The organism is Thioalkalivibrio sp. ALE16 (assembly GCF_000381305.1).
Lineage (GTDB): Bacteria > Pseudomonadota > Gammaproteobacteria > Ectothiorhodospirales > Ectothiorhodospiraceae > Thioalkalivibrio.
In genome coordinates this window covers 44,059-58,925 of the sequence record NZ_KB906358.1, presented here as the reverse complement: position 1 = coordinate 58,925, position 14,867 = coordinate 44,059, and the positions used below count along the sequence as shown (strand labels likewise).

Annotated in this window: 10 protein-coding genes, 1 tRNA gene and 1 pseudogene; 7 read left to right on the top strand and 5 right to left on the bottom strand. The window is 68.4% G+C overall.

All coding sequences use genetic code 11. From position 1 onward, the window contains the following. Window positions 1-26: 26 nt before the first annotated feature. Window positions 27-1,412, bottom strand: a complete 1,386-nt coding sequence (locus F627_RS0105680) for a M17 family metallopeptidase (RefSeq protein ID WP_018875499.1) — start codon at window positions 1,410-1,412, stop codon at window positions 27-29. 118 nt (window positions 1,413-1,530) lie between these two features. On the opposite strand from F627_RS0105680, the gene F627_RS0105675 reads away from it, so the two are divergent. From F627_RS0105675 to mnmD, 4 genes are all read left to right on the top strand, one after another. Beyond that, window positions 1,531-2,508: an ABC transporter ATP-binding protein gene (locus F627_RS0105675; protein WP_018875500.1), complete on the top strand. Its 978-nt coding sequence runs from the start codon at window positions 1,531-1,533 to the stop codon at window positions 2,506-2,508. Further along, window positions 2,505-3,287 carry an ABC transporter permease gene (locus F627_RS0105670; RefSeq protein WP_018866346.1) on the top strand — a complete coding sequence of 261 codons (783 nt, stop codon included), beginning with the start codon at window positions 2,505-2,507 and terminating at the stop codon, window positions 3,285-3,287. Before F627_RS0105675 ends, F627_RS0105670 begins: the two co-directional genes overlap by 4 nt. Before the next feature lie 99 nt (window positions 3,288-3,386). Then, complete coding sequence (locus tag F627_RS0105665; protein WP_019583539.1) at window positions 3,387-4,895, top strand: peptidoglycan DD-metalloendopeptidase family protein; 1,509 nt, start codon at window positions 3,387-3,389, stop codon at window positions 4,893-4,895. A 124-nt stretch (window positions 4,896-5,019) separates the two neighbouring features. Continuing rightward, a complete protein-coding gene (gene mnmD, locus F627_RS0105660) occupies window positions 5,020-6,825 on the top strand; it encodes a tRNA (5-methylaminomethyl-2-thiouridine)(34)-methyltransferase MnmD (RefSeq protein WP_019583538.1) in 1,806 nt (601 codons plus the stop codon). On the opposite strand, the gene F627_RS0105655 is transcribed toward mnmD, so the two are convergent. From F627_RS0105655 to F627_RS0105640, 4 genes and pseudogenes are all read right to left on the bottom strand, one after another. After that, window positions 6,795-8,957, bottom strand: coding sequence for a diguanylate cyclase (locus F627_RS0105655; protein WP_019583537.1), 2,163 nt, complete (start codon window positions 8,955-8,957; stop codon window positions 6,795-6,797). The genes mnmD and F627_RS0105655 overlap by 31 nt on opposite strands. Window positions 8,958-9,289: 332 nt before the next feature. Beyond that, window positions 9,290-9,376, bottom strand: a tRNA-Leu gene (locus tag F627_RS0105650). 56 nt (window positions 9,377-9,432) lie between these two features. Beyond that, a pseudogene (locus F627_RS15570) lies at window positions 9,433-11,400 on the bottom strand (M48 family metallopeptidase). Window positions 11,401-11,413: 13 nt separating this feature from the next. After that, window positions 11,414-12,004 carry a LemA family protein gene (locus F627_RS0105640; protein ID WP_019583534.1) on the bottom strand — a complete coding sequence of 197 codons (591 nt, stop codon included), beginning with the start codon at window positions 12,002-12,004 and terminating at the stop codon, window positions 11,414-11,416. Between the two features lie 133 nt (window positions 12,005-12,137). On the opposite strand from F627_RS0105640, the gene F627_RS0105635 reads away from it, so the two are divergent. From F627_RS0105635 to F627_RS0105625, 3 genes are all read left to right on the top strand, one after another. Beyond that, window positions 12,138-12,977 (top strand): motility protein A, encoded by an 840-nt coding sequence (locus tag F627_RS0105635; protein ID WP_019583533.1) that lies wholly within the window; start codon window positions 12,138-12,140, stop codon window positions 12,975-12,977. A 3-nt stretch (window positions 12,978-12,980) separates the two neighbouring features. Continuing rightward, window positions 12,981-13,793: an OmpA family protein gene (locus F627_RS0105630; protein ID WP_019583532.1), complete on the top strand. Its 813-nt coding sequence runs from the start codon at window positions 12,981-12,983 to the stop codon at window positions 13,791-13,793. A gap of 102 nt (window positions 13,794-13,895) precedes the next feature. Continuing rightward, a complete protein-coding gene (locus tag F627_RS0105625; RefSeq protein ID WP_019583531.1) occupies window positions 13,896-14,813 on the top strand; it encodes an HPP family protein in 918 nt (305 codons plus the stop codon). The last annotated feature ends 54 nt before the right edge of the window (window positions 14,814-14,867 follow it).

Sequence of the window (14,867 nt, the reverse complement as noted above, 5' to 3'; positions counted from 1 at the left end):
GGGAATTCCCTCCCCTGCCCATGCCCCTAACCCGCCGGCCCGTACCGCGACTCCAGCGCCGCGAACAGGGCACGCAGGCCCATCGCCTCGCCGCCCTTGGGCCGGCCCGGCCGAGCCCGATCGTTGAAGGCCATGATGTCGAAGTGCAGCCAGGTCGTGTCCTCGGGGACGAATTCCTTCAGGAAGAGCCCCGCAGTGATCGCACCGGCGTAACCGCTGCTGGAACTGTTCACGATGTCGGCCACGTCGCTGTCCAGCATGTAGCGATACGGGGTATGCAGGGGCAACTGGCACACCGGATCGTCCCATTCCCGAGCCGGCTCGACCAGCGCCCGGGCCCAGCCTTCGTCCTCGGTGAAACAGGCGCTGATCTCGGTCCCCACGGCCACGCGCGCGGCACCGGTCAGCGTGGCGAAATCCACCAGCAGGTCGGGGTGGAACGATCCCGCCCGATCCAGCAGGTCGGCCAGCACCAGCCGCCCCTCGGCATCGGTGTTGTCGATCTCGATGCGCTTGCCGTTGCGCGCGGTCAGGACATCGCCCGGGCGGAACGCCCCGGCACCAATGGCATTCTCGACCGCGCCGATCAGCACGGTCATGCGCACAGGCAACGCCTGCGCCATGATCAGGCGGGCCAGACCCAGCGCGATGGCCGCCCCGCCCATGTCCTTTTTCATCTGACGCATGGAATTCCCGGGCTTCAGGTTCAGCCCGCCCGAATCGAAGCACACGCCCTTGCCCACCAGCACCAGCGACGGGGCATCCGGCGGCCCCCAGGTCAGCTCGATCACCCGCGCGCCGTGGTCACTGGCCGCACCCACCGCGTGGATGCAGGGGAAGTCCTGTTCCAGCTTGTCGCTGTCACTCACGACATGCAGGCTGCAACCGAAGGCCTCAGCCAGATCCCGGGCCTGCAGGGCCAGGTTGGCCGGCATCATGTCGGCGGCGGGGGTGTTGATCAGGTCGCGGGTCAGGCCGATCGATTCGACAAAGGCCTGAACCCGGGCCGGGTCGGCGTCTTCCGGCCAGACCAGCCGTGGCGTGCGTTCCTGCGGTTCGCGGTAGCGGTCAAAGCGGTAGCGCCCCAGGCCCCAGCCGATGGCGGCGAGGTTCTGGACGTCGGCGTTGAGAAAGTCCGTCTCCAGACGATAGTCGCCGCTGCCCAGTGTCTCCGCCGCCGCGGCCAGCATCCAGATCGGCGTCTCGGCGTCGAACCCGGCCAGAACTGCCGCCAGCCCGCCGTCCGCGTCGGGAATACGCAGGATCGCGCCCGGCTCCGCCTCGAAGCCGGAGGCCTCGACCCACTTGCGCCAGCTCTCCGGCGCGGCCTCCAGGCGGACCGGGAGTGACTCGCGGCTGACCGGGATCAGCGGGACAGCGGTTTCGGACGACGCAACAAAGACAGAATCCACGCGGCTTTCCTCGAAATCGATCCAAAACGGCCATAATACGCATCTTGTCGATCCCCCGGGATCGTACCCACTCAGCCGGTGCACGGTTCCGTGTGCCGGGGCCCTACAGGATGTGACGATGACGCCAGCGCTGGAGATTCGCGGGCTCAAGAAGACCTACAAGAACGGATTCGAGGCCCTCAAGGGGATCGACCTCGAGGTGGCGCCCGGCAGCTTCTTTGCCCTGCTGGGCCCCAACGGGGCCGGCAAGTCCACCACCATCGGGATCATCACCTCGCTGATCAACAAGACCGCGGGCACGGTCAAGGTCTTCGGTCACGACCTGGACACCGACCTGCAGGCGGTCAAGCGCTCCATCGGGCTGGTCCCGCAGGAGTTCAACTTCAACAACTTCGAGCCGATCGGCGAGATCGTCGTCAACCAGGCGGGCTACTACGGCATCCCCCGGCGCGAGGCCTGGGAGCGCTGCGAGCACTACCTGAACGAGCTGGGCCTGTGGGAAAAGCGCAAGGACATGGCGCGTACGCTGTCCGGGGGCATGAAGCGCCGGCTGATGATTGCGCGCGCCCTCGTGCACGAACCGCGGCTGCTGATCCTGGACGAACCCACCGCCGGCGTCGATATCGAACTGCGCCGCTCCATGTGGGACTTCCTGACCCGTATCAACACCGACGGACGCAGCATCATCCTGACCACGCACTATCTCGAGGAGGCGGAGACGCTGTGCCGCAACATCGCGATCATCGATGACGGCGGCATCATCGAGAACACCACGATGAAGCAGCTCCTCGCCAAGCTCGAGACGGAGACCATGGTCCTGGATCTCAGCGAACCACCGCCGGGCCTCCCCGAGGATGCGCCGGTGGCCCTGCGCCAGGTCGACGAGCTCACGCTGGAGGCCGACATCCGCCGCGGCCAGCACCTGAACGATCTGTTCCGGGTCCTGGATCAGGCCGGAATCCGCGTTCAGAGCATGCGCAACAAGGCCAACCGCCTGGAGGAACTGTTCATCCGCATGACCCGCAACGGCCAGAGCCCCAGTCACCTCACGCCGGGTGCCAGCGGCGCCAGCGAGCAGCCGGAGAACCAGGCATGAGCAGCACCCACCTGCGTCACTACTGGACCGCCTTCCGCACCATCGTCACCAAGGAGGTGCTGCGCTTCGCCCGCATCTGGGTGCAGACGGTGCTGCCGCCGGTGATCACCACGGCCCTGTACTTCATCATCTTCGGTGGCCTGATCGGCGAGCGAATCGGCGAGATGGAAGGCTACCGCTACATGGACTTCATCGTGCCCGGCCTGATCATGCTGGCCGTGATCACCAACAGCTATTCCAATGTGGTTTCGTCCTTCTTCGGTTCCAAGTTCCAGCGCCATATCGAGGAGTTGCTGGTCTCGCCGATCCCCAACAGCGTGATCATCCTCGGCTTCGTCTTCGGCGGCGTGGCCCGCGGCCTGGCGGTGGGAGTGGCCGTCCTGCTGGTGTCGCTGTTCTTCAGTCCGCTCAGCGTGCACAACGCCCCGGTCATGCTGGTCATCGTGCTGATGACGTCGATCCTGTTCGCCCTTGCCGGGCTGATCAATGGTGTCTTCGCCCGCACCTTCGACGATATCGCGATCGTCCCGACCTTCGTGCTCACGCCGCTGACGTACCTGGGCGGGGTGTTCTACTCAATCAGCCTGCTGCCGGAGTTCTGGCAGGGCGTGTCGATGCTCAACCCCATCCTGTACATGGTGGACGCCTTCCGCTACGGCAGTCTCGGCCACAGCGACTTCCCCGTGGCCATGTCCTTCGCCATCATCGCGGGCTTCATCGCCGTCCTTTACTCCGTGGCACTGATCCTGCTCAATCGCGGCGTCGGAATCCGATCCTGACGCCCAGCCCCGGCGAAACCGCCGGAAAGCGGCTTCCGACGGTGTTTATTGCCCGAAAAAACGTGGTATAAAGCGGAAACTCTCCGGGGCAAGGGCCATATGGGTTACAATAGAAAGACATCGCATTTCTTTCTGGCGGGCACCGCCGGACTCGCCATCCTGGTGGGTACCAGCCTCCTGCTCGCCTCCCAGCCCGCCGAGACCTCCCAGCCGCTCCAGATCGGTGCCGGCAACCCGCTCCCCGTCGCCAAGCTGTCCCTCGCACGCCCGGACCACCCGGCCGGAGGCGCGTTGATCAGCCCGGCACCGTCGGCGTCGTTCGATGCGGGCGCGCAGACCGTCGCGTTTGCCACCGACATGCTGGACGACCCGAGCACCGGCTACCACGACGACCCCATCGACCCGGACGCGGAGGCGCCCACCTCCTACGAAACCTTCGACCTCGACGGTGAGGGCGATACCGCCGCCGAGGCGGACGCGGCCGAGGACGAATGGCACAGCCATACGCTGAAGGATGGCGAGCGCCTGACCGGACTCTGGGAACGCGAATGGGATCTCCCCCTCGCGACGCTCTACCGCCTGCTGGATGACGACGAGAACGCCTCCATCCTGAACCGTGTGCGTCCCGGCCAGGAGATCGAATGGCAGGTGGACGACGAGGGCTATCTGACCCGCATGCGCCTGTGGACCTCCCGCGCCAGCGGGCACGAGTGGATCCGCGAGTCCGAGGGCTGGGACTTCGAACGCGGCGAGGTCGAGAATGGCCGCGAGGTCAGCCATCTGATCATCAGCGCCGAGATCGACGGGAACATCGCGTCCGCGCTGAGCGAACGCGCGGATATCTCCCCGGGGGCGGCCAACGCCCTGGCCGTACTGCTCGACCGCTACCTGCCCGTGCGTACCCATGCCCGTACCGGTGACCAGTTCACCCTGCTGGTGGAACAGGAGACGCTGGTCGGCGACGACACCCCGCACAACCTCCGCCTGCTCGCCTTCGACTACGAAGGCGAACGCATCGAGATCCGCGCCGCCCGCAACGTCAACGGCCGGTTCTACACGCCCGAGGGCGAGAGCCTGCTGCCGCCATTCGATCGTCGCCCGTTTGCGGGCAATTACCGCATCAGTTCCAGTTTCAATCCCCGCCGCCGCCATCCGGTCACCGGCCGTGTGGCCCCCCACCACGGTACGGACTTCGCCATGCCGGTGGGCACGCCCATCCTCGCGCCGGCCGACGGCCGCGTGACCCGCGTGGAGAATCACCCCTACGCCGGGCGCTTCATCGTCATCGAGCACGGCCAGGGATACTCCACGCGCTACCTGCATCTGCAGCGACAGCTGGTACGCCCCGGGCAGACCGTGGAGCGCGGTGACCGTATCGCCCTGTCCGGCAACACCGGACGCAGCACCGGGCCCCACCTGCATTACGAGATCCACGTGAACAACCGGCCGCAGAACCCGATGCGCGTGGAGCTCCCGGAGAGCGATGCCCTGGAAGGCGACGAACTCGACCGCTTCAAGTCCATCAGCCAGACCCTCCTGGCCCAGCTGGACAACGGGGTGCGCAACCAGCAGGTCGCCTTCACCTCGTTCGAAGAGCTGACCCGTTGAGGGATTGATCCGAGGGTCCCGTCGGTGGGCGCCTCGCGTTCATCGCCGGGGTCCTGATTGCGTGGTGGCCTCCTCTCCCTTGTCTCCCCTGCTCGACTGGGCGCGTCTTGACTGGCGCGACGGCATGCCCTTTGCTGTCGACTACGGCGACGGCTATTTTGGATCGCGCCAGCCGCGCGCAGAAGCGCAAGAGGTCTTCCTCGAGGCCAACAGCCTGCCGGAGCGGTTCTCCGGCTGCCGCCACTTCGCGATCGGTGAAACCGGCTTCGGCACCGGGCTGAACCTGCTGCTGGCGCTGGAGCAATGGCGCCGGCACGCCCCGTCGGATGCCTTCCTCTCACTGCTCAGCCTGGAGGCACACCCCCTTTCGCCGGAGGACCTCGCCACCCTGCACCAACACCTCGGGCTCGACGATGCCGACAGCCGCGCCCTGCGCGCGCAGTACCCGCCCCCGGTACCGGGACTGCACCGGATCGAATTCCCCGGGGCGCGCGCCACCCTGACCCTGGGCCTGGGCGACGCCGCGCCAATGCTTGCGGGCGTGCGCGGCCGGATCGATGCCTGGTTCCTGGACGGCTTCGCGCCGCGCAGCAATCCCGCGTTGTGGAACACCGGCGTTTTTCGCCAGATCGCCCGGCTGTCCGCGCCCGGCGCCACGTTCGGCACCTACACCGCCGCGGGCCAGGTCCGGCGCGATCTGGAGGGTGTCGGATTTACGGTCCGGCGCGCCCACGGCCACGGACGCAAGCGCGAGCGCCTGACCGGGGCTCTCCGCGCGCCGTCCGCCGAACCGGCGCCGTCGGCACCGCGGGCGCCCCGCCACGTGGCCGTCGTCGGGGCCGGACTGGCCGGGCTGGCCAGCGCGCACGCGCTGGAACGTCGCGGCATCCGCACCACCCTGTTCGACCCCGCCGGAGTCGCCGGCGGTGCATCCGGCAACCCGGCCGCCGTACTGCTGCCCAACCTGCACCCGCGCGATGCCGACCTGAACCGCCTGGCCCTGGCCGGGATGCGCAGGACCCGGACCCTGATCAACGAACTGGAGGCCCATACGGGGGAAGTATTGCGGCTGGCCTCCGGCGTCGCCTTCCACGGCATCAGCGCCCACGGGAAGAAACGGGTGACCCGTCTGCTCAAGGCCGGCAGCGAAGCGACCGGGGTGCTCTTTGATCCGGCGGGCCCGGGATGCACCGACGCCCCGCATCTGTACTACCCCGAGGGCCTGGCGGTGGATATGGCCGCTCTTTGTCGTGCCCTTGCCGGCACCCTGCCGGCGCCCCGCGCAGAGGCTGTCACGCACATCCACCTGACTCCCGGCCAAGACGCAGTGCAACTGGAGACGGAGTACGGCCGGGAGTCATTCGATGCCGTCGTGCTGGCCAATGGCGCCGGTCAGGGGGCGCCCCTGAGCCCCGAACACGGGGCGGTCTCGACGGTCACCGGCCAGATGACCCGAGTGGCGGCCACCCTGCCCGACTGGGGCGGGTTCGTCGCCACCGGACAGGGCTACTGCATCCCGTCCCCCGACCAAACAGCATGGATCGGCGCGACCTACCGGCGCACGCAAGGCCCCGGCATCCGTCAGGCCGACACGCTCCTGGCTACGGACGACGCGGCGAACCTTCGCCACCTGGCCTGGGTGCCCGGCCTGGACGATCCCGCCACCCAGGTCCTGGACCACTGGGCCGGCGAACGGGCGGTGGTCCGCGATCGCCTGCCCCTGGTCGGGCCCAGCCGAATGGACGCGCGCGGCCGCGTCCAGCTCAACCTCGCGCATGGCTCACGCGGCCTGCTGTACGCACCCCTGGCCGCCGAGTGGCTGGCCGACCATTGGCTGGGCCTGATCGAACCCCTGGAGACCACTACCGCCGCGCGACTGGATCCCGCCCGACACGCGGGTCAGGCCCCGGGAGCCTCCGACGAGGCGTAGGCCACATCGTTGCGGCCCGCCGCCTTCACCCGGTACATCGCATGATCCGCGGCCATCATCAGGTCGGCGAGCCGCTGTCCGTCACCCGGATAGAAGGCGACGCCGATGCTGCATGACAGGCTCACCTCCACCGTATCCATATGCCCGGGGTGCAGCTCAAAGGGCTCACGGAAGGCCTCTTGCAGCCGCTCGACCAGCCGCGTTGCCTCCTCCGCGTGGTGCAGCGGGGCACTCAATACGATGAACTCGTCCCCGCCCAGGCGAACCAGCAGGTCATCCGTGCGCAGGCTGCCGGCCAGACGCCTGGCGAGCAGCCGCAGCAACTCGTCGCCCACCGCGTGGCCATACTGATCGTTCACCGGCTTGAAGCGATCCAGGTCGATGAACAGCAGCGCCAGCTGACCCTCCTTGCGGTCGGCCCGGGCCGCCAGACGGGGAAACGCGCGGTCCAGCGCGGCCCGGTTCGCGGTGCCGGTCAACGGGTCCTCCCACGCGAGCGCCTGCATGCGTTCCTCCAGCTGCTTGCGCTCGGTCACGTCCAGGGCATGCCAGACCACGGCCGCGGAACCCTCGAACGGCGTGTGAATCGGTCGGACCCGCGCCTCGTACCAGCGCGTCTCGTCCGCTGCCACCCCCGGCTCGGGCGCGTGGAACGCACTGGCCTGCAGACGGTACTCGGGTTCCTGCATCGCCCCCTCGCGCAGGGCCCTTTGTACGATATCGGAGAACCGATCCGCCACCTCGGGGGGTAACAACTCGGCCAGGGTATGCCCCACGGCCGTGGTGTGCGGGTCGCGGCCATGGCGCGCCTCGCCGAACACCCGCCGCACCAGCCCGGACGCATCAATCACCAGGGCATCGCCGGGCATGGCCTCGAACAGGGCGTCCTGGAGGTCCCGCGCCTCGCTCAGGGCATTGAACAGCATGCGATTCTCGTGCACGTCGACGAAGCTCAGCAGACAGGCCCGCTGCCCGTCCCAGTCGATCGGCACCCAGCGCAACAGATGAAAACGCTGATCCCCGTCCGCGGCCTTCACCCGGATCTCGCGCCCCCGGGGCTCCTCCGGCACCGCGGCGCGGGTGAAATCGAGATCGGGGGGCAGACGCGGACGATCCGCCGGGTGGATCACATCCAGTGTGGCCAAGGCCTGCCCGGGGTTCGGCGACACCCCGGTCATGCGCGCGAAGGCCGGGTTGGCCCACAGAACGCGCCGCCCGGCCACGACCAGCGTCGCGTCCTCCAGGCGGTTGACCAGGGCCTGGTAGCGGCTCAGAGCCTCGCGGCGCTGCCGCATCCCCTGCCCAATGCGGAAGGTATATCCGCTGACCGCCATCAGGCCCACTGCGCCCAGGACCCACCAGGCGGCGGGGCGGGCCGTGGCGGACGGGCTGGGGACCGGCTTTGCCAGCAGCCGCCACTGCCCCCCGGCAAACGTCACATCGAGCTGTAATGGCGCCGATTCGACGTCGAGCGCCTCCGGGTTGTAGAACACCTCGCCCTCGGCACCGGTCCCGTCGCGGCCGCGCAGGGCCAGCTTCAGGCGCTCCGAGCCGGGTACCAACCCGGCCTGCCGCAGCAGGGTGTCGAAATCGAGCGCGATGCTCGACAGGCTCCACGGGTTGGCGGCACCCGACACGTCCTCGTCCTCAGCTTCGGTCAGGACCGGCGCCCGCACCAGCAGCCCGCGGCCGCCCTGGGCCAGCGGCCAGGGCCCGGCGACCACGGTCTCGCGGCTCTCCAGCACGCGATGGAAGGACGCGGACTGCTGGGGATGCTCGGCCAGGTTGAGCCCAATCGCGCCCTCGTTACCGGCCCGTGGGTAGACCAGCTCCAGCACCTCGCCGCGTGCCAGCGTCAGCGACCGGATCAGCTCGGGTTGCCCCCGGTAAAGTCGTTCCGCGGCGCGGGCGAACTCCTCCTCGTTCAACTCCGGATGGACGTAGGCGTAGGCCGCCAGCCCGATGGTGGCGTGTACCGACGCATTCAGCACGCTCTCCAGGCGGGAGCGCAGGCTGTTCGCCTCGGTCGCGAGCGACTGCTCATAACGATCGGCCATCTGCTGCTTCCAGCCGTGATCGATGGCCAGAAAAAGCAGGGCGAACAGCAGCGCCGCGAACAGCGCGGCCACCATCGGGCCCCGCACATACGGTTCGGTGGTGCGGGCCCGCGACGACGAAGCGCTGTCACGGGCGGCGATTTGGGCATCGGAAGCTTCCGAGGTGTCCGGTGGTGGGCTCATGCCGGGTCTTTTGCGGGCGCACAGGGTTCTACTATGCGCCAACGGGGGGCAAACCGAAACGGCTCCGGAAATGCCCCGCTGACGCCCCGCTCACACGGGAGACCCGGCACCCCGCATGGAGCAGGCGGTAGCGCCCGGACGGGGACGGACTGGCAGCCGTCCCGGCGACCACTGCCCGCTCGGCACCGAGGCCAAGGGGCCCGCCGAGCGAAACAATCTGGGATTGGTGGGGACGGCCGGAATCGAACCGGCACGGCCTTGCGGCCAGCGGATTTTAAGTCCGATGCGTCTACCAGTTCCGCCACGCCCCCGGAGCCGCCGCATCATACCGTGCGTGCCACGATGCCGCACCCGAACCCGGCGGGGCCTACTCCGCTTCCGCGGCCGGCATCTCCGCGACTGGCAACGGCACGTGCAGGGACGCCGCGATCGCCCGGAGGAGCTCGACCTCGGCGATCACCGTCTGCCCGCCATGGGTGATGGTGGCGAGCATTGCCGTGACCAGCCTTTGCTTGTCGGCCGGACGCAGTGCGTCCAGCGCCTCCAGGGCGCGATCGAGCTCATCCGCCCAGGCCGCCGCGTCCGCAGCGGCCTCCAGGGCCGTATCCAACACGTCTTTCGCCGGATCTGCGATGCCCAGGGCGACATGGCCCGCCCGCAGCGCCTCGCGCGCGGCCTCGAAGTCCTCCGGATGACCGTGATGGGCGAGCACGGCCAGCACACTTCGCGCATGGCGTTCGTGGCGTTCCAGCCGATCCCGTCCACCCGGGCGGGCGCGGGCCGGCTGATCGAGGTCGCGCAGCTGGCGCCGCAGGAGCCGGCCGGTGGCGTATTCGAAGGCCGACACCCGGCCGTCGGCCCGGACCAGTTCGTCGATCAGCGCCTCCAGCGCCTGGCGCTCCTCCGACGGACGGTGGCGCACGGCCGGGAAGCTCATCTCCAGCAGCGGGATGCGCAGGTCCGGCCGCAGGTGCGGCGCAGCGTCCAGCAAGGTACGCACACGCGACTCGCTCTCTCCGCCCCGCTTCGCGGCGATCCGCAGCAACTGGTGATCCCGCACCTCGGGGTCGGCGCTGATCAGTAGATAGAGCAGCACCTCCACGGCCCAGGCATCGGAATGCGCGGCGCGCTCCAGTGGTCCCGGCATCGCCGCGACCAACAGTCCGGCGCCCAGGATCTGTGCCAGGCCCGGATCCCCGATGTTCTCCATCAGGCGTTCCGGATTCAGCAGCATATTGCCCGACTCGCGCGGCTGTTCGCGCTCGCGCGCCTCCGCCTCGGCCTGCGCCTCCTGTTCCCTGCGACGGGTTTGCGCATCCCGCTCCATCTGTTCGCGGATGGTCTCCAGTTCTTCCGGCTGGAACCCGGGCTCGATGGCCTGGATGCGCCGCACCAGCGGCGGATGGGTCGCGAACATCTGGCCCAGGGCGCCGGAGGCGAACAGCATGTGCCCCACCTCCTCGGTATCGGCGCGCAACGCAGTGTGTCCGGCCCCGATCTTCTTCAGGGCACCGGCAATGCCGGACGGCTGACGCGTGAACTGCACCGCCGAGGCATCGGCCAGGTACTCCCGCTGGCGCGAGACCGAGGCGCGAATCCAGCGCCCGAAAAACAGCCCGATATATCCCACCATCATCAACGCCAGACCCGCCGCAACAATGCCCCCGGCGTTGCGGTTGTTGCGCGACAGGCGCATGGCCAGCAGCACGCGCTGCCCGATGAGCGCCATCACCAGGATCCCGAACAACATCCCCATCAGGCGGATATTCAGGCGCATATCGCCGTTCAGGACATGCCCGAACTCGTGCGCCACCACCCCCTGCAGTTCGTCGCGATCCAGCTGTTCCAGGGCCCCGCGCGTGACGGCAATGGCCGCGTCGTCCGGCGAGTACCCCGCGGCAAACGCGTTGATACCGGCCTCCTGCTCCAGCACATAGACCTCCGGCACAGGCACGCCGGAGGCAATCGCGATCTCCTCGACCACATTCATCAGGCGCCGCCGCAACGGGTCGCGGGTATCGCCGTCCACCCGGGTGCCACCCAGCTCGCGGGCCACGGCCCCGCCGCCATCGCGCAGCCCCAGGGTGCGATAGAGGCTGCCGACCCCGATCAGCCCGATCGTCAGCACGCTGGTCCAGACCATCACCTCGACGTTGCGCGCCAGAAATTCCCGGGTCAGTCAGGGTTCCCCCGCCGCCACCGGCTCGGCCTGCCCGAAAAGCACGAGCACAATGGCGTTCATCACCAGCACGATCGCCAGCACCGCCAGTCCGAACAGGAACAGCAACCAGCGGGTGCGTCGCTGGGCCCGGTCCTGATGCTCGAAGAAGTTCATATCGCCCGGGCCATCAGGAGAAATTCACCTCGACCGCCTCGCGCTTCTGCGGATCCTCGATCTCCAGGAGCTGCGCCGGACGGAAGCCCAGATTGTTGGCAATCAGGCTGTTCGGGAACATCTCGCGCAGGATGTTGTACTGCATGACCGCGTCATTGAAGGCCTGACGGGCATAGGCGACCCGGTTCTCGGTACTGGTGAGCTCCTCCGACAGCTGCATCATGTTCTGGTTAGCCTTCAGATCCGGGTAGCTCTCGGACAGCGCGAACAGCCGCCCGAGGGCGCCGGACAGCCCCTGCTCCGAACTGGACAGCTTGCGCACGGCCTCCGCGTTGGTCGGGTCGCCGGCCACCTCCTGCAGGCTCTGCTGGGCCTGATTCCGGGCCTGGATGACCGCCTCCAGGGTATCCCGCTCGTGGCTCATGTAGCGCTCGGCGACCTTCACCAGATTGGGGATCAGGTCGTAGCGCCGGGTCAGCTGCACATCGATCTGGGCAAACGCGTTCTTGTACCGGTTGCGCGACGTGACCAGCCGGTTGTACGTCCATACCCCCCAGACCACCAGCAGGACCAGAATCGCCAGCACCACCCACTTCGTATCCATCGTGCAAAGCTCCTTTGCGGTTTACCCGGCCGAGTGTACGCGGCGGACGGGTCCCCCGCGAGAGGATTCTCGGGCGCAGACGGCAACCGCCGCCGTGCTTTATCCTTGCGCCAGGCCATCCTCGGAACCTCGCATGAATCTCTCCACCCTGCTCGGCATCCTCGGCAGCCTGCTGGTGTTCGGCAGTGTCATCGCGTTCTCCTCCCAGGACCTCGACGCCTTCCTGAACCTGCCGGGACTGGGGATCGTGGTGGGCGGCACCATTGCGGCCACCCTGATGAGCTACCCCTTCCACGAGGTCATGCGCGTCTTCCGCGCCGGGGCCAACGCGGTCCGCGAGGAACGCTACGACGCCAGCCAGGACCTCGAGGAAATCGTGCAGGTCTCGCGCTACTGGTTCTCCCAAAACCTGCAGCGCATCCAGGACCGCCTGGACCAGATCCGCAACCCGTTCCTGCGCACCGGCATCCAGCTGGTCATCGACGACACCCCGATGGACGACGTCTCCGACCTGCTGAACTGGCGCATGGCCCGCCTGCGCGCCCGCGAACAGGCCGACGCCCAGATGTTCCGGACCATGGCCACCTATGCCCCGGCCTTTGGCATGCTCGGCACCCTGATCGGGCTGATCAACCTCCTCCTGACGACCGAGAGCGACGATTTTACCGTGATCGCGGTCAACCTCGGCATCGCGCTGATCACCACCTTCTACGGCATCCTCCTGGCCAACCTGGTGTTTCGCCCCATCGCCATCAAGCTGGAGCGACGGACCGAGGAGCGCGTGGTCCTCATGACCATGGTGCTGGAAGGCATCATGCTCATGCGCAAGGGCCGTTCGCCCGGATACATCCGCGAGACCCTGCGCTCGTTCATGGAGAACCACAGCGACGAGATCCGCCAGGCCGCCCCCAACGGGGACGAAGAACCCGCCGCGGACCCACGGGACCCGGACCCGTCGAACGAGCGTCGCTGAACCATGCCCGGCCCCGCCTACTCCACCTCGGAGCGCGCCGCGCTGCAGGCCGAAATGGACGCCCACGCGGCGACCCGCCCGGAACAGGCATTTCTCGCCTCCTACCCCGGCGAACGCCAGCGCGACGACGAACACGCCTGGATCCTCACCTACCTCGACGTGCTGACCCTGGTCATCGTCGTCTTCGTCATCCTGCTGACCTTCATGGACCCGCGCGACGACGATCCCCGCGCGGTGTCCGCCAGCCCCGTCGCGCTGGCGCATCCCGACCGCAGCGCGCTGGTCGAGCCCCTGGTCCACCCCACGCTGCTCGGTCTTGCCGACCTCGACGACAGCGTCGCCGAGGACCCGGCGACCCCCGAAACGTCCGCCGAAACAACCGGAACCGGCGCCGATGCCGATCAACTACGGGATCGGGCCCCGGAGGGGGTCGATATCGTCGAGCAACCCGGGCGTCTGGAACTGCGCATCCGCGACGAGATCCTGTTCGCCACCGCCCAGGCCGATCTGCGTTCGGACGGCGCAACGCTCCTGGAAGGACTGCTGACCATCCTGGCGGACCACCCGGGCCTCATCACCGTAGAGGGGCATACCGACAACGTCCCCATCGCGACCGAGCGCTTCCCCTCCAACTGGGAACTGTCCGCGGCGCGCGCCAGTAGCGTCGTGCGGCATCTGGTCGCGCAGGGGCTGGAGCCCTCGCGGCTGCGCGCGGTCGGGCGCGCCGACACGCTGCCGGTGGCGGGCAACGAAACACCGGGCGGGCGCGCCGAGAATCGGCGCGTGTCACTGATCCTCGAGGCCGAGGCGTACTGATACCCGACGCCCCACCCGCATTCCGCGAGCCCGCAGGGCCACTTGACGCCCGCGCGACCCCCCATAGAAGATGCGCAACACTTGCACTTTAAGGAGGCTGGTGTGCGTACCGGACGCGGGTCCCTGCTGGGCGACTTCCTCGACACCACCAATCACTGGGACAAGCTCATTGCCCTGATGGGCGGGATGATCGGCCTTTACCTGTCGCTGGAGGTCGCCGCCTCGGTAACCGACAACGGCATCAACGGTCTGATCCTCGCCTCCCTCGGCGCCACCGCCGTCCTGCTGTTCGCCGCGCCGCATGCCGCCCTCTCGCAACCCTGGAACGTGCTCGGTGGTCATGGCGTTGCCGCCATCGTAGGGATACTGATACGCGACCTGCTGCCCCACCCCCTGCTGGCCGCCGCCGTCGCCGTGGGCCTCGCCATCTGGCTGATGCACTACCTGCGCTGCCTGCATCCCCCTGGCGGGGCCACGGCGCTCTATGCGGTCGTGGGCGGCGACTCGGTCACGGCCCTGGGGCCGTGGTTCCTGCTGCACCCTGTGCTGACCAGTGTCGGGGTCATGCTGATGGTGGCCGTCATCATCAACTACCCGTTCCCCTGGCGCCGCTATCCCGCGAGCCTGACCCCGTCCCCCGAAAGCCCGGAACAAAGCCCGCTGGCGGCCCTGGAGCGGGCCGGTCTCGGCCGCGAGGATCTCGAGCACGCCATGCGCGAGATGAACCTGTATCTGGATCTGACCGAGGACGATCTGGCACGCGTGTACCTGCTGGCCCGCCGCCATCACCAGCACCCCGACCCGATCACCCCGGAGGCCATCCAGCCCGGGGCCTGCTTCAGCAACGGTGGAACGGACGCCGACTGGGCGGTTCGCCGCGTGCTCCGGCGCGACGGGGCGCAGGTGATCTACCGCCACCTGGCGGGCCCCGAGGCCCCGGGTGAAGACCGCGCCACACTGGACGACTTCCTCGCCTGGGCCCATCACCGGCTGGAGCCGGAATACGGCCCGGACGAGTAAGCGCGTTTGGGCCTCTCCGCACCCGGCGCTTATACTCTCGCGCCAGACCTCTGT